Source organism: Rivularia sp. UHCC 0363 (genome assembly GCF_034931125.1).
GTDB lineage: Bacteria > Cyanobacteriota > Cyanobacteriia > Cyanobacteriales > Nostocaceae > Rivularia.
On sequence record NZ_JAYGHM010000096.1, the window covers coordinates 1 to 21,591 of the forward strand.

A 21,591-nucleotide genomic window follows, 5' to 3' on the forward strand; every position below is an offset into this window, starting at 1 on the left:
GGTTGAGCTTTGTTTATCTTTGGGAATAAAAGCTACATATTTAAAAATGGAAAATGCAATACGAATCGCCTGATAAAAATTTAATACGCATGGAAATCCCAAACCCCCAAGGTGCTTCAGGAAGCTATTTTGAGCAAATTTCTCATACTTGTGTGATGACTGGAATGCAAATCCGTAAGGGCGACATTATTGATGCAGTAACGCCCATTTTCCAGCCTCTTGAGGCGAATCGCTCTATTAGCTCGGAACTTTATATTGGGAAGCAGCAGGGAGGCTCAGGAGGTGGTGGAGATATTTTCTTACAATTAGGGTATGTGCTAGTTGGTCTAAGCTTTCAGACAGTGAACTACTATGGACACGGAGCTATCAATGCCCTCAGTTTGATTTGGCGCAGATGGTTGAATGGGCAAGTTACTGATGAAGAATTTATCAGCGAATCATTGATACCTCAACTGCCATCTTACGTTAAGACATTTGGCTCTGCTAAGAAGGTAGAAGTTTACGTACCTGATGAATACGTGGCAATAGGTATTTGTGGAAGAGCATCCAGTTATGTAAACACTTTGTCACTCATAGCTGTTAAACCTGCTTTTGATATATCTGCAATTGTACGAACACAAGATATTAACGCTCTTGTACGAGTAAACCTCCAAGAGATGGAGCAAAAACTAATTCAGCAGCAAAGAGATGCGGATAAAGCCGCAGAATGCGATCGCCAACGCGCTCAGCTTCAGCAGCAACAGGAGCAAGCTGACCGAAATGCGACAAATTATCAGTTGACTTGTGATTTTTCGGGAGGAACGAGAAGCGTCGCAGATGGTTTGTCAATTGTAACGTTTAATAATGATGACTCCAAAGCCTTCGATGGTAAACTCCGTTTGCTGTACCCAAATCGCAGTTGTATCCGAGCTAATTTTGATTTACAAGAGCCAGCTACTTTTGCAGTAATGTACTTAAGTCATCTCTCTTCTGGAACGGGCGGTAGGAAAGGGTATTCACCAGTGAAAATTGAGGTTAATAACAAGTGTGTAGCTGCTAACCACGACCCCCGAAGTGATAACTATACTGTTGATCGCTTTGAAATTACAACAATGCTTCATGTTGGCACTAACGAAATAACCATCGCCCTCGGTAATGCCACAACACACTATTGGATAGAATGTCTTGAATTATTAATAGGCATCTCCGAAAACAATCAAAATCTTACTATTACTACCTAGATTGCGAACGGCGAATCGCAAAAATAGCCGTTTGAAATGCATACTATTGATAACTAGCAGAAAAATAGTATCTATCCCACGTTCCGTACCCAATCTGTAACAAGTTCATAAGTACTAAATACCTGACTGATGAGTAGTATTTACGAACTAACAACTGAAGGATAATTTATAGAACCCATCTGACATCTAAGACTAGAGAGTAGCCCTGTCAAGGTGACTGAAAATATCCTAGAAGTCCTGAGAAAACGTTAATTTTCAATTATGATTACTTTTTTGATTTTCTTTTATGACTAATTTTTTATCAATAATCTCAGTTTATTGATAAAAAACTTGAGAAAAAATGAGATTCAATACGAGCATTAATGCTCTAATTTAGCTCTCTTTCTTATTTTTAGCGTTTTTAAGCCTACTTCAATGCCACCTTGACAGGGCTAGACTAGAGAGCAAGCCTTTTAACCATCAACCGAATAAAACAAAGGTGGACTTTGGCAGTTGCGTTAGCTAGGTTTCTCTCAAAGTTCTTGATAAAGATTTTGCACCTTTCCATCCAAGCATTTGACCTCTCAATTCTTAAGCATTTCCCACTCTTCGTCTGTAAGGCTACTAAAATACTGCATGATTGCTGAGTAAAGCTTTTGCCATGAATTAATTTGCTCCAAGATACTAAAAGATGTCAAATAGATTCTATAAGTACAACAACAAAGACAAAAATAGACTTAATTCTCTGCAAAACTCAATCATCACCGCAGCATGACCATTTTTTGATCAATTCCTTGACAGAAAAATTCGAGTCTTCGATTCATCTCCAAATCTCTGGGATTTATCAAACTGACAGTAAATGGAAATAAAATAGGGGTTTGACTAATTACACCTAAAGCTTGTGATTCAGAATCGCTAGCAATTAAAGCTGCTTCTATCAGCCATGCTGCCAATTTTCTGTTATCTACCGATTGTGTGTTAGCAGATTGATATATACCGATTTCACTGGTATCTTGCAGTACTCCCCAATCAACAAAGCAGCGCAGTATACGTTGAGTTGCCCGCGATACAGTTTGGCGATCGCCTAATTGTTCTCCGATACGTCTTTGTATGGAACCTGCGGCAAATTTACCTTGCAATCTTAGCAAGCGTCCAACTGAGTCTGCAACAATGCCAAAAAATGGATACACAGCCATTGTCATTCCCCAATGAATCGCTAAATGTTGGTGTTGTGGGGTATTAACTAAAAGTTCTAACGCTTCATCTCGTAACGGTTCTAGCTTTGCTGGTACTCTTACCCATATCTTTTGAAGTATGGAAATTGCTTTGCTGCGACTGCTAGATTGACTCTGGCTACCAATGGAAAGCTTATCTTGCAAAAAATCATCTAGCTGTGTTTGAATTTCGGGGCTTGTCTTGCCAGCTAAAACCAGATTGGCTGTTAATTCGAGCCAATCTAACTGTATGCGCCGACTAAAACCAACTTCTACCCGTCTACTCATCTGCTTTAAATTGAAATGCCTATAAATGGTACTACTAATTCCTCTAAAGAAGTACCACCATGAGCGACAATTTTTTCTCCTTGTCGAATGAAAGCTTGCCGACTTGGTGCTAAAAGCGGTAAATATTCTGGAGGTAATCCCAGATTTTGCCATTCAATGGCGTTAGGAAATTGATTTTTAACATTTGTTCTTAAAGTATAATTCGGGTAAACTCTTACACGCTCACCACGTAATTCGGCTGTAGCACCTTCTTTCGGTTGTCCGATGCCAGTTGCTTCTATGTTACCGTGGTCGGATGTTAAAAATATTTGAAAGCCGTTGTTTAATAATAAATCGAGTAAGTTTGATATGAAACCAAGTTCAGCCCATTGACGTACTTGGTTATGCATTCCCGCAGTGCCAAGCTGCATTCCGTGCATTATTTTATCGACTTTATCGACTACTAAACCTAAGACTCGGACTAAGGGAGAAATTTCTTCTACTACAGAAATACTATCTGCTTCACCCAATCCCTTAATATAAGCAATTTCAGGAATCTTAAATCCTCGTTCTATCCAATATTGCTTCCACAAAGATTCTTCTTTAGCTGTAGTATTCAAACTGTTGGGAAAATACATCGGAGGCTTCCCTGCAAATATTGTTTGCCGAGAGACAGAGGTAATCGTAGGTATCCAAGCAAATACAGCTTCATCACTTAATTTAAGATTAGGGTTTTGTGCAAGCAGTACCTGACGTAAAATTAACCATTGGTCAAAAGCTAGACCATCTAATACTATCAGTGCAACTTTATTCGTTTTTGATGCTTCCAAATTACGTTCCAAAAAACGCGGTATTTGATGCAGCATTACTGGTGTATTTGCTGCTTGATTGTACAAAGTTCCATAATGTAATTCAATCCAATCAAAAAAGGTATTATCTACTTTTTCTTGCAGTGCGATAAATTGATTATCCAAGCTTGACAATTGTGCTTCATACCATAAAACTATCAATTCTGCCCAGGTTTGAGCAAATTTTAACCAGTCTTGATACTTTGCATCTTCATCGGGAATAGAAGAATCTATAAATTGCATTAAATCTTGCAATCTACGAAGTTTTTCGGCTTCGGGGTCGATACGTAAACCAATTCTTATCCAAGGGTTTAATTGTAAGTTGGCGGTTGTAATTCCTAATTCATTTAAAACAATTGGTTGCAAATGCCCTTTTATAAAAAGTTGGTTTAGATACAAACGAATTTCTTCGTTATCGAAAGGCAAGTTTGTGGAATTAATATAATTACCTATTGCTTCAGAAACCTGCTGTGATTTTGTTAATTTCTGCTTAATAAAATTAACCCAATTTTGTTGTAAAAAGGTGAAGAAGGCTTGACTATCGGGAATTATTGTTTCTAAAGGTAAGTTGGAACACAAATTTCGTTCTCTTAAAATTTGAATGAAGCGTTCGTTGAAAATAGTTGGTATTTTTTTACCGCTAGAATGCCGACGTAGAAGAATTAATAGTAAATCGGATGTTTGTTTAATTACATTTGAGTCGATATCGAAGACATAACGCAGTATAAAATCTTTGGTTGCATTTTCACCTAGTTGTTGTGGTTTATGTTGCGTTTGGGCTTGGTATAATGCATCAAAATCACTGCGCTCTAAGGCATTAACTACTGTATAGCTGAAATTGGGGAATAAGTTTACTAAGCTGAAAGTAAGTTTTCGTCCTGCTTTTAATAAATCATAAGGTAAGGTATCTAATTCTCGATCTTCCTCATTCAAGACAATAACTAAATCTATCACTTCATTTTCTGAGCGATCGCGATATTGGGTTTCATAAATATAGCGGAAGGAAATACCATCTCTAAAAGGAAGAATGGAAAAACCCCTTGCTTGTATTTTTTGCAGTATCTCTGCTTCCGTTAACAAATTATCTGAATCTGCAACCAGGGTGAAAGGGGCTACTTGGGGTGTGAATTCTTGTAAAATTTGGTCGCGCCAGTTCATTGTTCATCCCCCACTCGCACCAACAACAACGGCATCAATTCGGGTGTTACGTGCATTTTTTGCTGCATGATTTCGTCCCAAGCTTGTTCTTCCTGTGCTAATTGCGTCAAGCGATAAGCTTTTACTTGGGGTAATCCAATTCTTTCAATTGCTCGTCGTCTTGCTGCAAATGCATAGGTGCTTTTTTCTTGTTCTTGATTCAGATGCTTTTGATGTTTCTGCAACAGTTGCTCGTAAATATTCTTCCCTTGTACTAATGCGGCTTCCCATGCTTTGTTAAATGCTGTTATTGCTTCTTCCCCGGTTAGATGTTTTTGAATTTCTACTTCAACGGTTAATAATTGTTCCCAAATGTGGCGGGCTGTTGGTAAAAATACTCGTCCGTTGTCATGAAGAAACAGGGGCATTATCTGCTGTTGATTCCAGTCTTCGGTATAAATAGAAATACGCCATAACGACCAAAAACCCCGAACATTAACGGGATTACCCGCTATAATAAGGCTGGGGATTGGTTGCCCTTGAGCAAAGCTGGTTTTCCCACTCACTATTCCCCGAATCCGAGCATCTTCTAATGTTAAATGTTGGGCATCTGGTATTGCTGCTGCTTCTGTCGCCGTAAAGACTACATTATTTAACTGTTCCCCCGTAGGTAAAGTTAGGTTCCAGGTTTCATCTTTCTCGACTTTGCAATTGTATGCTTTTAAATAATTAATTACCATCCGTTCAACCCAATAGGGGATGGGATGGTTGATAAGTTGCTGTGCTGCGCTTGGATCTAATTTTTCATTGGTTTGGTAAATAGCTACGCTTTCTTTTGCTGCTGTTAGCTGTTGTTGTACCCTATTAACAACTTCTTCGACTTTGGTATGTAAATTGTCTGGGTTAATCAGGGTTTCAATGTACAAGTCGTCAAATATCTGCCCTGCTTGTGCTGAGTCAAGTACATCTCCGGTTTTATCTACACCAAAATCGTTAAGAATAACTGCAAGTTTCTCTTCCAAGACTTCGCGGACGCGGTATTCTACCGTATCTTCAAATACAAAGTTTAAAGCACGTACCGAATAAGTTTGTCCGATGCGGTCTACTCTACCAATGCGCTGTTCCAATCGCATCGGGTTCCAGGGGATATCGTAATTAACTACGACGTGGCAAAATTGCAGGTTTAATCCCTCACCACCTGCGTCAGTAGAAATGAGTATGCGGGTATTTTTGGCAAAGGCATCTTGAACTTGTTTGCGTTCCTCCATTCCCATTGAACCATTGAGACAAACTACAGAAATACCGCGCTGAGTTAAAAATTCCCGCAGCATTTCTTGGGTAGGGACAAATTCAGTAAAAATTAAAACTTTGATATCGGGGTCGCTTTCTTGTTGCTGCAAGCGATAAATCCAGTCTAGCAAGGCTTCTGCTTTGGGGTCTGCACCAGTTTCTTCCGTGCGTTTGGCTGCTTCTAGTAATAATTCTACTTCGGCTGTTTCGTTTTTAAATGCTTTGAGACGAGTTGTTAAAATTGACTCTACTTGTTCTTGTCCATCAAGTTCTACCCATTCTTCGGCTGCAAACATGGGAAATAAAGTTAATTGTTCGTCAGGTTCCCGCAAGACTTGCAACCGTCTTTCTAAGGTGGTGCGGATAGCGCGGGGAGAGGATGTTACCAAACGCTGCATCAAAATCATTAAAAAGCCAACGTAACTTTTCTTCTGCTTTAATGCTTGGTTATAACCTTCTCGCACGTAGTCTGTGACTGCTTCGTATAATTGGCGATGTTGGCGGTGTTTTGCCGACCAAGAAACAGTTATTAACTGAGTTTGTCTGGGTTTAAATAAAGGTTCTCCTTGAGCATTTATTGCACTACGCTTTTCGGTACGGATGACGTAAGGCTGGACTCGTTCCCGCGTCACGCTGCTAATATCGGGGAAAGCTACGGAATCTAAAAGCGAAATGAGACGATAAAAAGCATCGGTTTTACCTTGGTGGGGTGTAGCGGAAAGCAAGAGAAAATAGGGTGCAGCTTCCGCAAGCCCTTGACCGAGTTTGTAACGCGCTACTTGCTCGGTACTGCCACCTAAACGATGAGCTTCGTCTACAATAACTAAATCCCAACCTGCGGCGATTAAATCTTCAAAGCGTAGTTTGTTATATTCTCCCAGTTGTTCTGCTGTCCAACCACGGCGTTTATCCATTGGTTTTACCGAGTCCATCGGACAAACAACTTGGTTAAATAATCTCCAGCTATTTTGGATTGAGGATTGATTTTCTTGAGGATATAAACGCTGTAAGGTTTTCAGGTCTTCTGGTAGAATAAGCTGAAATTTTTCATTGAAGTGCAGATGCATTTCGCTTACCCATTGGCTAACCAAACCTTTAGGTGCAACTATTAAAATACGCTGTACCATTCCCCGCAGTTTTAGTTCCTGCATAATTAATCCAGCTTCGATGGTTTTACCCAATCCAACTTCATCAGCAAGGAGGTAGCGGACGCTATTGCTAGAAACTGCTTTGGATAATGCTTTGATTTGATGGGGTAAGGGAATGACGGAAGATTCAATTGGTGCTAAGAGTACATCTTGGGTTAAAGCATCGGCGATACGGGCGGCTGTGGCGATATAAACAATACTTGCAGGAGTTGTAATTTCCGCATCCGCAAGGGGTTTGAGTTTGTCTGCTCTAACGCGAACTACTGTATCTTGGTTGGGTAGCCAGATGCGATGAAAGGTATTGCCCCAAAGTGTTTGGGTTTCAACTATTTTACATAGCTGTTGATGTTCTTCGCTCCACAACCAAGCATCATTCATTATGTTGCCTCTCTCGCAAACTCTTGCAGATGAGGTTTCAATCGATACATTTCAGATTCATTGTCAATCAACATCTTTCTATGTAACTCTTGACACATTACTATAATATTATCTTTATCAGCACCAGTTCCCGAACAAATTTGAGCAAGGCTCATTCCCGCAGGTGCATTACTTAAAAGTCCCAAAATCTTGGCAGCTTCGGGAGAAACGGTAACTCCCAAACGCTGTTTCCAGAAGCTGTCGGCGATAATTTTTAACGGACGAGAATCAAGTTCGATGCGGAAGCGGTTGTGTTGTTCTTCGGTTTGGACGATGGGAGGACGACGTTTTGCATTGCGCCAGACGCGGGAGACTTCCCGCAAGCCAGAGCCAGCAAGTTCTGCAAAGCCAATTAATTTTAAAGCACGAGCTATCAACGGGTTACGGGCTGTACTGGTTCCACCGTTCATCAAGTCTTTTTCTGATACTAAAGATGCACCAGCATTAACCATAATTGTCCGGTGTGGTTCGAGTTCGATTTGTGCCACAGTCCGCTTGTCTGTATAGTCTTGGTGGATAATTAAGTTAATCAATGCTTCGCGAACGGCGATGTAATCAGCAGAACCCGTGGATGTCTGGAGATTATCGCTTGATAAACCTTCAATGGGATTGTGCTGAGTAATAAAATTGACGGCTTTTTTCATGACTTCGAGTAGGTTTTCTGTCAATTCCTCTCGTTTATCCCAACGTCCTTCTAATGATAATCTTACCCGTAAATCAAGAATATCTCTGCCGATTTGACGGCGAATTTCTTGACTATTGCCAAATAACAACGTTAATTGCTGTACTTCTGCGGGTGTAACTTCTCCCCTACCATCAAGTAAAATTTGGCAAATTGCATCTGTGGGATTGTTCCAATCTACGTTGATTCCTTGAGATATCAAGGTATCTAAATTGACTCGTTTTTTAAGAATCTGGCTATACCATTTTAGAGTTTTCTCATTCAGTTGAGTCCATTCCACGCTTTGGGAAACGCTGGCTTTACCTGCTAAAATTAACTCTCGTTTTTCTTTCCAAGCTTCTACAAAACTTCTACCGTCGTGAAGAGTAATTGTTTCAATCGGAATAGTTTCACCATCTAAAACCTGTATTAAATCATCCGGTATTGGTGGTTCCGTTGGTTGATTGAAAGCGGCTAAAGATTTATACGCAAGTTTTTCTGTAGCAACTTTGTCTACAAGATAAATACTTTGAGCAGCGCGATCGCACTCCAAACCCCACACCAACATCGGGTAAAGTTGCAGCGTTCCTTGTTGGGTTCCTACATACAATCTTTTTTCGTCTGGGAACAAGTTAGAAACAGCAATTTCTTCTGGCATCGGTTCGCTTTGTTCCCCCACCAATAACAAGCGAATGATGTGGATAATCCTTTTCTTGGGTTTGTGAGCATCAACTAAAAATAATGGTAATTCACACAAGGGTAAAATTCCTTGTAATGTATTTTCGAGAATTTCTAGTGGGTTTTCTGTATTTAAAATATTAGTCGCGCTAGCTTCGTTTAAACCTTTTGGATCGTGACTGACTTTATTTCTTAATTCTAGTAACTTTTCTAACTTACCTTTTGCTTGACTTTTCTTATTTTGAAAGCACTGAGAAAATTGATTTTGTAAAGGATGGGGAGTTTTTAAACTAGAAATTTCTTGAACAACGCTAAGAAAATGACCAAAAGCCAGATTTCCGCGAAATTTTTGCAAAGCTGAAGGTAGCGGGACATTTTCATCATCTCGTGCGGCAAAAGATGCTATAGCTAAAGCACACAGATAACGAGTGGCAACTTCCGCACAGCGCAGAATTAGGTCTAACTTTTCTGAATTGGAATGAGCGCGGTGAATGTTACCATATGCGTAAGCTATAGGTTGGGGATAAGTTTGCAGCACTTCATTAAGCATAGATATTTCAACTATATTTAGGTGATTCCCTGAAAATACTGCTTAAAATTATACAGATTATTTTAAAAGCGGGTTGTATTTTTTACAAGTACTAAGTACTTAGGCAAAATTAATTGTACATTTGTCATTGCGAGGAGGAACGACGAAGCAATCGTAACACTCTGGGAAAGATCCGCTGTCGCTCGCAATGACACAAATAATGAAGGTATACTTACTTACATAAAATAATGTTACTGCTGTTGAATAATAAAATAAGTAAACTTATAGAAAGAAAAGAGGTTCAAAAATGGAAACTACAACTAGAAAGCAAGCATTATTAAAAGCCATCCATGAACAATTAGAATTAGCCTATGAAGACACTTTAGAAGATGTCTTAGAGTTGCTCAAAATCCGTAAAATAGAAGACGAAGAAGATATTCAAGCGTTTAAAGATGCGGAAAATGAACTGACAATTACATGAGAACAATATAAACGAGAATAAGCAAACAATATAATTTATATTTTTCACTCCTCAATCCTACCAACCGCATTGTCATACAACATAATTAACTTTTGGTCTTCTTGCAGTACTTTATCTGGAATCTTTTTAGCAACTTCCACAATGATGGAATAATTCTTTTCTTGCCATGCTTTTTTAAATCCAGCCCGTACAGCTTCTAAACGAAATTGTTTGAGTTTTTTCTGATTGCTTTGACGGTATTCTTCAAATTCTTTGAGTAAAGCTCTGTCGCGTAATTTCTCTAAATCTATGGCTTGATTGGGGTCGGGAACGTACCATTTATCTTTAGCAGCATCGATAAGTATTCGGTCGTTTGTTTCTAATCCAGTTGCATCGGTGGGCGCATTTTCTTCTAATTCGTTGATTTTATCCCGGTGAATTGAAGAATGCTTCAGCCAAGAAACAATTTGTTTGGGAATTGCACCTTTACCGTCGTAGCAGAGAAAGTTTTGTTCGAGAAGTTCTCGTAATTCCAAAGTTTTCTCGTGTTTCAACCATGAAGATATTTCCCGCAAGAATTGGGGATGGATTTCTTGAAACGTTTGCGGCTTTTTGGTAAGTTGTTGTTTGAGCCACTGTACTGCACTTGCTTCGTCGTTGACAAATAACTCTAGTTGCAGAACTTCACGTACAGTCATGCGTTTTTGATCGTATTCTGGTACTTGTTCGGGGAGAAAGAACATTTCATCGCGATCGACAAAACGTTGTGTAAGCCCAGCGTAGAATTCCGAAGCGGAGAGGGGAACGGTAACACCTCGCTGGATGTGGAAAGCTACCATCCGGTCAAATAATAGATAATTTTGGCGTTCGGCTATAGTTTCGGCTGTTCCGTTTTTAGCGACGAATGTAGGGAGTTGTTGTAAGTGAGTGCGGATAAATTCCCAGCAAGCTTCTTCTGTTCCGGCTTTGAGTTGGAAGCGTTGTTCTAAAGTTGTTGTGGGTTTATAGGCTGTTATTACTAAGTCTTGTTTTACAGCATTACTACTATTTACTTGTTTAAAGGAACCTTGTTTTTTATCTAGCGTTCGTACATCTGCGATGATAAAACCAGCGTGCTGCATTGCTTCTTGAATAGCATTCCAAACACTATTTCTAGAGTTATGGAATTCGACTGTCATCCAACGTCCAGGCTTTAGCACTCTGTAATATTCTTCAAAGCATTGCGCCATTAATTCTTGGTACTCTAAAAGCCGTTTTCCCTGAACTTTATTCTCGATTGCTTCTAGCTTATTATCAGTAAAATTTTTTAGCCAAGATTCCCATAAAAAATTTAGTTCGGAATACATTATATTGTTACTAAAAGGAGGGTCAGTAAATATATAATTAATCGAGTTTTGTTTGACTAATGTATTACTTGCTGAAGCTGTTATCGTACACGATACTGTTTTTGTATTTGCTAACTTTTTAAATCCACGACTTATCCAATTTATCCTATCACTAATTTGTTCAATTATTGATGTTTCTATAGGAATTGATGATATATATAGAGTTCCTTTAAGATAACCTGCATTACAACCACCACCACCAAAAAAATAGTTTTTTAGATGAATCCTATTCATTTTAGTTGCTCTATATATCATGCTGGAAAACATGAATTTATAAATTTTTATTAAGGAACTATTAAGTAAATTATTTATCTTAGATAAGGACAATAAGTTCCTTCTTGTATAAAAATGATGTACATGAGTAATCCCAGCATCATCATTTCGGCGTGATTCTTCACCTTCTGGCATTCTATCAGTTGGAAACCAATAAGGAATATTGCTATTTTCAATATATTCAATTAAAGTTAAATCAAATATATCTGGTTTTTTCTCAAACCGCTTTTTTCCGAAACTATAATTAATTAAAACAGGTACTTGTTTTGCTTGTTTTATTGTTTCATTAATAGCAGTATCAAACCTTGTTATCCAAGCACGCTCCATCTTACGTTTATTCAACTCAGCATTACAGTGAGGACAAGGAAAATTATCTCTCACCTTTCCAGCTTCTTTATCAACAGCATTTTCCCAATAAACTACTTCCCCCGCACATTCGGGACAGATAAAAACATCCGACCAAACTGTATAATTGATCTTCCCAAACGGTAAACCTGAATTTTGAATATCAACTTGTGGATTATTAGATTTTTTCAGTAAAGAAACCGCTTTATCAACTTGTTCCGCAGTCGGATTATGCAATGTCAAATACATCCAACTGCATTCTTCTTCCACCTCAGCTAATATCCGCTTTGCTTCCCTTTCAAACTCAACAACATCAACAGGAGTATTGTAGTTATAAGCAATAAATGTCGCTGCTGGTGAAAGGTCATTTAAAATCGCTTTTCTAGCACCTAATTTAGAAAATTCCTTGCCATCTTCATCTAAAATAGTGCCATCAGCCTGCACTTTATAACCTAAAGATTCTACCGTTGCTTTATCTCCACACAATTGTGCAGCAACACCCGTCATTCCCGTTCCACAAAATCCATCAAAAACAACATCACCGGGTTCGGTGTAGTGCAAAATATAGCGCATAATCGCTTTATGCGGTACTTTTGTATGATAGGAATGAGCGTTATAAATTGGGTCATTTTTCCCTTCACTCACATCTGCTGCAAAGGGTTCGCGATGATAATTTTCTTCTTCTGTTGTTAAATTACTTTCCTCTTTTTCTTGATGCCAATAATTAATAAATTCTTCAATAAAAGGATTAGGACAAGCAGTATAGTAAGGTGGGTCAGATAAAGCCAAAATATCCTCGTCTTCACCAATGGGAAAACCCTCAATGTTGCGAAATTCGGGGTCTTGTAATTTCTCCCGCAATTTTTCTGTAAAATAAGCTCGGCGTGCAGCGTCATTTTCAAAAGTCATACCGAGACATTTCACAGTTTTTTGCTGCGGTGAATTGGTTTGGAGTTCAATATCTAGCGGTATCTGGTTTCCTTCCATACGGGTAGCTTTTTCCGATTTGACACTTGTTCTAGGATACCGTGTTGATGTCGAAATCTGGGGAACCTAACCCCCAGCACCTTGCCTGCAAGGGAAGGCTACGGTGTACACAGAAGTCTTCAAATCCTACCTGGAAGCAAGTTTTGCACTCAGATAAAAATCTCTCAAAGCCTGTCATTGCGAGGAGGAACGACGAAGCAATCCCAAAATGTTGCGATTACTTCGCTTCGCTCGTAATGACGATTTAACGCCTTTAAAATCCCTCAAACCTATGTGGAGAGTACTTGTGTGTACACCGTAGGCAAGGGAAGGGGAGGAAAATTCAGGTTTTATTGATTTTACTGGTCTAAATATGCTTGTAAATCGCTGGAATTAGAGAAGTTGAAGAATACCTCTACTAAAGCTTCTATTTGTTCTGCTGATAAATTTTCAATCTGTTGCATTAATGATGAATCAATCTCGCCAAAACGAGCATTAATCATAAGTCTTACCAATTTAAATGCTTCTTTTTGGACAATATCTTGATAAATTACTGACTGCTGCATAATATCCTCCCGAAAAAATTGACGAATTAAATCTTTATCAAATCGTAAACCAGCTAAAATTCCCAAACACCCGGTAATGTTTTGCTGCTCTGTTATATCTGAAATTGTAGCTACTGTTTGAGCAACTTGGTTTAGTAGCTCTTTTGGTGAGTCGGTTTTGGTTAAAGGTGCTAGGGGTAGAAGTCCGCGATTGTTGAGAAATAAAGCCGAATCTTGCTCCCACAGACGGATTACTTGATAGCGGTGTATCGTCGTCTCGTCGCGATATTCTTCAGTAAATGCGATTTCGTTGGTAGTTTCCTGTAAAAATATCACTACTTGTGTGACGGGACATTGGTATTTACGTTTTAACCTGAAGGAATAATCTCCTATCCGAAAGGGAATTGGAGGTTTTGATACAGGTTCCGTCTGGAATTCTATATGTAAAATACGATTTGTTGTTTGTAAAAATGTAACGGAGTCAGCACGAATTGGTTCTAAAAAAAGTTCTATCTTAAAGATTACATGGAGTCAAATCGTGTTAAATTTACTTTATATAGTTATCTAATCAAGCTATTAACGCTTATCGCTATAGTTAATTTGAGATAGTTATTTATGGAACTATGGGTAAATTTAGAATTTGCAGATGGTGATTTTCAATCAGGATTTAGAAAAATCCAACTTCAGATAGATGCTTTTTCTACTCATACTCATTCTATACAATTAAAAATTGAATTAGCTCCAGCCCCAGAAATTCCCCCAAGCTATGAGCGTTGGAAAAAAACCTACGACTTATTAGCTCAACCGAGGAGCAGAGGCTTTAAAAATAACCAAGTTACAAATATATCTACAGATGTTTGTTCTGAATACGCTCAATATTTAAAGGAAAAACTTAATCAGTGGCTACTACCAATCAAGTCACAGATAGAATTAGTACTTCCCTCGAATCTAAATTCGGATATTCGTTTAATTGTTAATACCCACGGGATTAAATCAGAAATAACCAAAAATATTTTACATCATATTCCTTGGCAAGAATGTAATTTATTTAGGGAAAATTTGGCATCAGAAGTAGCACTTTGTTTTAAAGATTTATTTTCTTCATCCTTATCCTTTGAGAAAGTCAAAAAATCAAATTATGAGACTTTCAGAAGAATTAAAATTATTAGTATTTTGGGTGATAGCCAAAACATTGATACTTCAATTGACGAGGAATTAATTTTAGGTTTAGAAAAACGAGGAGCCGAAACCGTTTTTTTGAAAGAACCCAAGCGCGAAGAACTGCATCAACTTTGGGATGAGCCTTGTGATATTTTATTTTTTGCTGGACACAGTGAATCTCGTGAACATGGTAAAAAAGGGATAATCGCTCTTAATCCCGATGACAGTTTAGATTTAGAGGAAATTCCTCGAACTTTAACATCAGCAATTGATCAAGGTTTAAAATTAGCAATTTTTAATTCCTGTGATGGACTGGGTTTGGCGCAAAGATTAGCAGATTTAAATTTGCCCTATGTAATAGTTTGGCGAGAACCAGTACCAGATAAAATTGCCCAGAAATTTCTCAATTTTTTTCTGGCTTCCTATGCGAGTGGAGATTGTTTATTCACTGCGGTATCCAAAGCTAGAGGTAAATTACAAGAACTAACCGGGTTGTCGGAGTCAGAAAAACTGCTTCCTGGGGTGAGTAGTTTACCGATTATTTGTAAAAACACCTCCGAAACACCTCCTACTTGGGAAGAATTAGGTGGATTATCTGGTAAATTACCAAAGTCTCCTTATCAAGGTTTATCTGCCTTTAAAGAAGAAGATGCACCCTTTTTCTTTGGACGGGAGAAATCTATTAACGAGTTGGTTGCAGCAGTGAAAAGAAAACCTTTAGTAGCTGTTGTAGGTGCTTCTGGGAGTGGGAAATCTTCTCTTGTGTTTGCGGGTTTAGTTCCGAAGTTGCGAGCAACGGGAGATGTAGAGATAATTTCTCTTCGTCCAGGGAATAATCCCCTGGGAAATTTAGCGATCGCACTTAATCATCATCACAAATTTGCACCACCATTACCAGTTCAAAATTCATCAGAAAATTCGATGGATACACAAACTACATTAGATCAACTGGTTTTAGAGATCGACTTGCGACATGATGAGACACAACTAGCTGAGCTAATCAATGATATTTTTACCAAAAAACACTTAATAATTATCATTGACCAATTTGAAGAACTTTACACCCTCGCACCACCAGAAGAACGCCAGCCTTTTCTAGATGCATTAATTTACACCATCAACAACGTCCCCAGATTTACCCTGCTTTTGACATTGCGGGCGGATTTTTATGGCTATGCTTTATCTTACCGTCCTTTTAGCGATGCTTTACAGAAGGGAATTTATAATCTAGGTCCGATGAATCGGGAGGAGTTGCGTTGTGCGATTGAAAAACCAGCGCAAAAAATGAAGGTTGTACTTGAGGAGGGGTTGACTGAAACTTTAATCAAGGATTTAGGTAATCAACCGGGACGTTTACCTTTACTTGAGTTTACCCTGACACAGCTTTGGCAAAACCCTAGAAAATGGTTTCTCACCCACGAAGCTTATCAAGAAATTGGTGGTTTGGAGAAGGGTTTGGCTAATTACGCCGATACGGTGTTAGATAAGTTGAGTCAAAATGATAAAAAACGCGCCGAAAAAATATTTATTCAGTTAGTACGTCCTGGGGAAGGTACGGAGGATACCCGACGTGTAGCGACTCGAAAAGAGGTAGGAAATACAAATTGGGATTTGGTGCAAAAGTTAGCTGATGCACGTTTGCTGGTGACTGGTTGTGATCAGAATAGCGAAAACAAGGAAGAGACGGTAGAAATAATTCACGAAGCGTTAATTAGACAATGGGTTCGTTTTCGCCAGTGGATTCAAGATAATCGGGAGTTTCGGATTTGGCAAGAAAGATTAAAGCTAGAAATCCGTGACTGGGAAAATAACCAACAAAACCCGGAAGCACTATTACAAGGAACACGGCTAGCTGTGGCAGCAGATTGGTACAAAATCACCAGAGAACACCTCACCCCGTCTCAACAGGATTTTATTACTGCTAGCATTACGAATCAACAACAAAAACTGCGTCAAAATAAAACTAAGCAGCGATTGATTATATCAGGACTCAGTGGTGGTTTGTTAATCACCTTGATGGCTGCTGGATTTGCTTGGTGGCAATGGCAAAATGCTCGTTTCAACGAAGTTACAGCTTTAAACCGCTCCAGCAAAGCAATGTTGGCTTTAGGTGAAGATTTTGATGCTCTCCTGGAAGGTTTAAGAGCATACAAAAAATTAAATGAAACTTCTTTTTCACCAACATTTGATAAAGCAAACATCCAAAATCAGGTTGATAACTTCCCAAAAGAAGCACTTTATCACGTTAAAGAAATTAATCGACTGGAAAACCATGAAGATGAAGTCATGGACGTTGACTTTAGTCCTGATGGTCAGATGATTGCTACTGCAAGTAAAGACACAACGGTCAAAATCTGGAATTTCCAAGGAAAATTGCTACACAACTTCCTCGGACATCAGGGTACGGTCTATCGTGTCAAATTCAGTCCTAGCGGGGATATCATTGCCACAGCCAGTTGGGATGGTACAGTGAAACTATGGACAACAAAAGGTAAATTGATTCGGGAATTGAAGCATGATGGATCTGTTTACGGTGTAGTTTTTTTCCCAGATGGCAAGACAATTGCCAGCGCAGACGGCAAGGGATACGTAAAAATCTGGACAACTACAGGTCAATTAATCACAAAATTCACAGCCCATTCCATGGCGATTTTGGACCTGAGTATTAGTCCAGATGGCGAGAAACTTGCTACCGTCAGTCAGGATAAAACAGCGAAAATCTGGAGTCGGGATGGCAAAATACTGCACACTTTAGCTGGACACGATAATTGGGTATGGGATGTAAGTTTCAGCCCAGATAGTCAAAAAATAGCTACTGCTAGTCAAGACCATACTATCAAGTTGTGGAGCGTTAAAGGGAAGTTTCTCAAAACCCTAGATGCTCATACAAATGCGGTAACAAGTGTCAGCTTTAGCCCCAATGGCAAGCAAATAGCTAGCGCTGATACTGACCAAAATATGATTATTTGGAATGAATCCGGGGAGAGACTGCAAACCCTAATAACCGGACATGAGGATTGGCTGTGGAGCCTCAAATACAGTCTGGATGGGAGAACCATCGCCACTGCTAGCAAAGATGGAACCGTTAAGTTCTGGCAAATCCAAGGAAAGAAATATTATATTCAAAAAGCCCATCATGATGCGATTTATTCCGTCAGTTTCAGTCCAGATGACAAGGAATATACCACTGCTAGCAAAGATGGAACCGTGAAACTATGGAAACGCTCAGGAGGATTGATTAAAACTCTCACATTGGCGAATGCGAGTGATAAAACCTGGTTTACCCATGCCAGTTTTAGTAGGGATGGACAAAAAATTGCTGGCGCTACTAATGATGGCACCGTGGTAATCTGGAATCGTCAAGGAGAGATAATCACAACCTTCTCAGCCCACCCCAAAGAATGGATTTGGCAGGTCAATTTTATCGCCGATGACAAAATGATTGTCACCGCTAGTTATGACGGTACGGTCAAATTTTGGAGTTTAACAGGCAAATTGCTGCAAACCATTGCCGCACATAAAATGGATAAAGGTGTTAATGGCATCAACTGGAGTCCAAATGGAAAAATCATCGCCACTGCGGGTTGGGATAAAAAAGCCAAACTGTGGACAAGGGAAGGTAAACCCATTCAAACGCTTACAGATGAAGATACAGAGTATACAAATACAACAAATACAACCCACAAAGATGGAGTTCACAGTATTAGTTTCAGTCCCGACGGCAAGATAATCGTCACTGCGAGTCAGGATAAAACAGTTAAAATATGGACAGCAGCAGGTAAATTAATTAAAACTCTCAAAGCACATAAAGCCCCGGTTTTCCGCGTTCAATTTAGTCCAGATGGTAACAAATTTGCCACAGCCAGTTTCGATCAAACCGTCAAACTCTGGAGTCGTGATGGAGAGGAATTGAAGGAATATACGGGACATCGCGATGATGTCAACAGTATAGATTTTAGTGGTGATGGTAATCATCTGATCTCCGCCGACAAAAAAGGAAACGTGATTATCTGGGATTTACAATTACAGCAAAATCAACTATTAGGAGATACTTGTGGTTGGTTGCGTGACTATCTGCAAAATAATCCGAAGGTGAGTAATAGCGATCGCGCTTTATGTAACGGTATCGGAATTCAAAAGTGAACTACTAAAAGCACAAAAGAATTCCAATGACGCTGGCAGTGTTTTCCCTAATCAAAAGGGACTTGGTATCCGGCGAATTCCCCCAGGTAGGCGAGAATCGAAGTGCCATTTTCATCTTGAGAAACCTGGTTATTAAGCAGCAGCTTGGCAACCCCTCCTTCGCCACGCAGATGTGCTGCTGCAAGAATTCCGGATGCTGTGACGACTACTCCTCCTCGTTGTTGTCCGATAAATTCTTTTATGGAGCGTCCATTGAGTTGATTTTTGATTAGACCCCACTTGTATTGCATAGCTTCTTGAATAGCTATTTCTTGCACATTGTTCTTATTATTAAGGAAATCTTCCTTACTATTAATCCCATTTTTTCCCGTCCATCTACCGCGCCAATAATTCCTATCTACACCATTTCCTCCACCAATATAGGGATTAGGGGTGTCGTAATAGCCAAGGTCTTTCAGTAAGCCTTCTCCGAATTGATACTTGCCTATAAAACCCAACTGGTTCTCAATGTTTGTAGGTGGATTTTGTTGTCCTGTTTCTCTTATTGCAAGTGCTGTCAAAAAGTCTTTGTAATTTCCCTTAACTCCAGAGTTCTGCTTTGTTTGGACAACAGCAGAATCTTTTTTGTTGAAGACACTGTTAGCGTAGCTAGATTCGGTTGTTAAAAATGATGCACTTAAATACGAACACATCACTAGTCCGATAGCAGAAAATTTGCTGATTGTTTGTGTAAATGATTTTGTTTTCAGCAATTGAGTCATAAAACTTTGTCGCAAATCAGGTTTGATGCTCATAGGAATGTTTTTTTGATGGTGTGATTTTCTTTTAAGCAGAACGAGGAACCCAAGCTAATTGCTTGTTTTTCCTGCTTCTAGTTTTAATTAGATGCAAATCCAATCGACTTATACACTTATGTGATCCAAATGGAAGTTTAGTCATATTTACTTGTATTTATAGATGGATAACAAGCGATCGCACTCTGTGTAATGATATCGGAATTTAAAAGCGTTAACCAATATCTTGCACCAATCGCCGACTATAGCCAAGAGTTATAAATGTAGCTCCTATTTTATTGAGAATTTATATTAACTATTTTAGCTAAGTGTATAGGTTGATTGAACCTGAACTTATTTAAAAGTGGAAGCAGGGAAAACAACTACCTAAAGTTTCTCTTTGTGTTCAACAAAAAAATAGAGTCAAAAGGAGTATTTAAATGAATTCCAAGATGCAAAATCAAAAAAGTCTCGAATCAGCAAGTCCAATCGCTTCTTCTGACCTTGAGTTATTAAAGGATGAGGAGTTAGAAGCGAGAGCGGGACTTGACGACCTATTAAAAAACCTCTCGTCGTCGCGAGGTAAGGTCGCCAGGTGGGCTGCCGTGGCTGCACTCGTAGTAGGGAACTTTGTTGGTATGGTTATGCCAGCTCATGCAGTCAACCGTGCCCGTTGCGAGTCTGAAACCTTTAACATAGTTCAAGGACCTCGAGGCGACAGGGCTACAATGTGCTTCGCTAATCGTGGCGAGATTCTAGTTGGTATCGCTGACGTGCATAGATTGTACTCTGGAAACAACGGAGGCTTTGTTGTCACTAACAAAGGAAACTTCAATTTCGGCAAGCATCAGGTCATTGACTTCATCAACACGGTTGGCACAGTGACCATTTCCACCATCCATATCAACTGATGTTATGGCGGCGGTTGGCATCCAGCCGCCATTTGTCACAAGTTAAGGCTGCAAGGCAGTTGTTAAGGGGCTTTTAAAAGCTATTCGACCCATGTTTTTTCAATCATTTACGACAATTCGTCCTATTTTGAATGAAAAATTGATATTCAGATAGAGTCTCAAGCTTTTTGTCTGTATCAATATCTACAAAATTAGATGCGCTTAGAAAATAGTTGAGAAAATTCTCAATTGCTTAACACAGCTTTGTTGTTTCAGCGTTTAAGCATTGGCTAAAACAACAAAATAATCGAGTACAAAATACCTACCTTTGTAAGGAAGGGTAGGACATTCTCAGGCAAGCCATCAAAAGCAAAAAAGAAGCCAATGGAAAATCTGAATTTGTTCCTATCACCGAGATAAAATTCGAGGGGTAGATTTTATAAACATAATTACTGAAATAGCATTAAAGGAATTATGCCAGTTTTATTACTGAGTTTGCTATTACCAGCGGGTTTATTTGCCTGCCAAGCTATTAATCAAGCTAGACGCATTGATAAAGCAAATGTTCAATTAGAAAAGCAGAAGTTTTACTATGCTGTGATTCTCAGTATTTTAAACGCTTTATTCGCTCTCTTTGGTCAAATAATTATCGAGAACCACAAACACAATAACAATGTTAATAAAACATCAGAAGTTAAAGCTACATCTCAGAAAAATACCAAAACGCTAAGTATAAGTAAAAATTCGACTACTAATAGTACGCCCTCTAATTCTCCAATTTCTAAATCTAGTTATAAAAGTCAATGTCCTGGCAATAGTGAGCTAATGTCTAATTGGAAATCCGGTCAAGAACATCCTAGGTACCCCAATGTAATTGCATTAAATGACAAAGGAAAATGGAAACCCAAACTTGGATACGTGTTTGTCACGAAGGACGATCCATGTGACCTTAAGGTAAAACCTATACCTAAAAAAAGTTCATCTAACTCCGATGGTGAGTAGATTTAAGTAATTGTTATATACACTCCGGCAATTTGAAAGATGGGTTTTCTTCTACTGGACTGGCTCTCTAGAGAATAGCTCTTTCCAAAAGACATAAGTCGGCAGAAATAAACCGAACTATGTAAAGAAAAGTAAAACTTGAAAATTACCTCGCAGTAAGCACCTCAGCGCTAAAGGGCTTATTACAAACATTGAATTTTTTACGGCGACTTACTTAGTTGCTGTAAAGAAAAAGTGAAAACATTTTAAAACAAAAGCCA

12 protein-coding genes are annotated in these 21,591 nt (G+C 39.0%); 5 read left to right on the forward strand and 7 right to left on the reverse strand.

What is annotated here, in order from left to right; genetic code table 11:
• The first annotated feature begins 53 nt into the window (after positions 1-53).
• The gene (locus VB797_RS32100; protein ID WP_323241849.1) at positions 54-1,220 is read left to right on the forward strand and encodes a hypothetical protein; all 1,167 of its coding nucleotides are present in this window, start codon (positions 54-56) and stop codon (positions 1,218-1,220) included.
• 740 nt (positions 1,221-1,960) lie between these two features.
• On the opposite strand, the gene VB797_RS32105 is transcribed toward VB797_RS32100, so the two are convergent.
• From VB797_RS32105 to VB797_RS32120, 4 genes are read right to left on the reverse strand one after another with little or no spacing between them, the layout of a single operon-like run.
• A complete protein-coding gene (locus VB797_RS32105; protein ID WP_323241850.1) occupies positions 1,961-2,701 on the reverse strand; it encodes a hypothetical protein in 741 nt (246 codons plus the stop codon).
• 5 nt (positions 2,702-2,706) lie between these two features.
• Positions 2,707-4,686 carry a BREX-3 system phosphatase PglZ gene (pglZ, locus tag VB797_RS32110; RefSeq protein ID WP_323241851.1) on the reverse strand — a complete coding sequence of 660 codons (1,980 nt, stop codon included), beginning with the start codon at positions 4,684-4,686 and terminating at the stop codon, positions 2,707-2,709.
• Positions 4,683-7,481 carry a DEAD/DEAH box helicase gene (locus VB797_RS32115; RefSeq protein ID WP_323241852.1) on the reverse strand — a complete coding sequence of 933 codons (2,799 nt, stop codon included), beginning with the start codon at positions 7,479-7,481 and terminating at the stop codon, positions 4,683-4,685. The genes pglZ and VB797_RS32115 overlap by 4 nt, the downstream gene beginning before the upstream one ends.
• Positions 7,481-9,409: an ATP-binding protein gene (locus VB797_RS32120; protein WP_323241853.1), complete on the reverse strand. Its 1,929-nt coding sequence runs from the start codon at positions 9,407-9,409 to the stop codon at positions 7,481-7,483. The genes VB797_RS32115 and VB797_RS32120 overlap by 1 nt, the downstream gene beginning before the upstream one ends.
• Positions 9,410-9,695: 286 nt before the next feature.
• Between VB797_RS32120 and VB797_RS32125 the strand changes: the two genes are divergently transcribed.
• On the forward strand, positions 9,696-9,869 hold the full coding sequence (locus VB797_RS32125; RefSeq protein WP_323241854.1) for a hypothetical protein: 174 nt from the start codon (positions 9,696-9,698) through the stop codon (positions 9,867-9,869).
• 44 nt (positions 9,870-9,913) lie between these two features.
• On the opposite strand, the gene VB797_RS32130 is transcribed toward VB797_RS32125, so the two are convergent.
• Both VB797_RS32130 and VB797_RS32135 read right to left on the reverse strand, forming a co-directional pair.
• Positions 9,914-12,838, reverse strand: a complete 2,925-nt coding sequence (locus VB797_RS32130) for a DNA methyltransferase (RefSeq protein ID WP_323241855.1) — start codon at positions 12,836-12,838, stop codon at positions 9,914-9,916.
• A 338-nt stretch (positions 12,839-13,176) separates the two neighbouring features.
• On the reverse strand, positions 13,177-13,884 hold the full coding sequence (locus tag VB797_RS32135; protein ID WP_323241860.1) for a DUF4351 domain-containing protein: 708 nt from the start codon (positions 13,882-13,884) through the stop codon (positions 13,177-13,179).
• A 93-nt stretch (positions 13,885-13,977) separates the two neighbouring features.
• Between VB797_RS32135 and VB797_RS32140 the strand changes: the two genes are divergently transcribed.
• Complete coding sequence (locus VB797_RS32140) at positions 13,978-18,666, forward strand: CHAT domain-containing protein (RefSeq protein ID WP_323241856.1); 4,689 nt, start codon at positions 13,978-13,980, stop codon at positions 18,664-18,666.
• Between the two features lie 47 nt (positions 18,667-18,713).
• On the opposite strand, the gene VB797_RS32145 is transcribed toward VB797_RS32140, so the two are convergent.
• Positions 18,714-19,427, reverse strand: coding sequence for a hypothetical protein (locus VB797_RS32145; protein ID WP_323241857.1), 714 nt, complete (start codon positions 19,425-19,427; stop codon positions 18,714-18,716).
• Between the two features lie 452 nt (positions 19,428-19,879).
• On the opposite strand from VB797_RS32145, the gene VB797_RS32150 reads away from it, so the two are divergent.
• Together VB797_RS32150 and VB797_RS32155 are read left to right on the forward strand one after the other, a co-directional pair.
• Positions 19,880-20,350: a beta/gamma crystallin domain-containing protein gene (locus VB797_RS32150; protein WP_323241858.1), complete on the forward strand. Its 471-nt coding sequence runs from the start codon at positions 19,880-19,882 to the stop codon at positions 20,348-20,350.
• Between the two features lie 453 nt (positions 20,351-20,803).
• Complete coding sequence (locus VB797_RS32155) at positions 20,804-21,331, forward strand: hypothetical protein (RefSeq protein WP_323241859.1); 528 nt, start codon at positions 20,804-20,806, stop codon at positions 21,329-21,331.
• Positions 21,332-21,591 lie beyond the last annotated feature (260 nt).

What these genes read in the sequence shown, in the direction of transcription:
- VB797_RS32100 (WP_323241849.1), top strand. Translation starts at nt 54, where the DNA reads ATGCAATACGAATCGCCTGATAAAAATTTAATACGCATGGAAATCCCA.
- VB797_RS32105 (WP_323241850.1), bottom strand. Translation starts at nt 2,701, where the DNA reads ATGAGTAGACGGGTAGAAGTTGGTTTTAGTCGGCGCATACAGTTAGAT.
- pglZ (WP_323241851.1), bottom strand. Translation starts at nt 4,686, where the DNA reads ATGAACTGGCGCGACCAAATTTTACAAGAATTCACACCCCAAGTAGCC.
- VB797_RS32115 (WP_323241852.1), bottom strand. Translation starts at nt 7,481, where the DNA reads ATGAATGATGCTTGGTTGTGGAGCGAAGAACATCAACAGCTATGTAAA.
- VB797_RS32120 (WP_323241853.1), bottom strand. Translation starts at nt 9,409, where the DNA reads ATGCTTAATGAAGTGCTGCAAACTTATCCCCAACCTATAGCTTACGCA.
- VB797_RS32125 (WP_323241854.1), top strand. Translation starts at nt 9,696, where the DNA reads ATGGAAACTACAACTAGAAAGCAAGCATTATTAAAAGCCATCCATGAA.
- VB797_RS32130 (WP_323241855.1), bottom strand. Translation starts at nt 12,838, where the DNA reads ATGGAAGGAAACCAGATACCGCTAGATATTGAACTCCAAACCAATTCA.
- VB797_RS32140 (WP_323241856.1), top strand. Translation starts at nt 13,978, where the DNA reads ATGGAACTATGGGTAAATTTAGAATTTGCAGATGGTGATTTTCAATCA.
- VB797_RS32145 (WP_323241857.1), bottom strand. Translation starts at nt 19,427, where the DNA reads ATGACTCAATTGCTGAAAACAAAATCATTTACACAAACAATCAGCAAA.
- VB797_RS32150 (WP_323241858.1), top strand. Translation starts at nt 19,880, where the DNA reads ATGAATTCCAAGATGCAAAATCAAAAAAGTCTCGAATCAGCAAGTCCA.
- VB797_RS32155 (WP_323241859.1), top strand. Translation starts at nt 20,804, where the DNA reads ATGCCAGTTTTATTACTGAGTTTGCTATTACCAGCGGGTTTATTTGCC.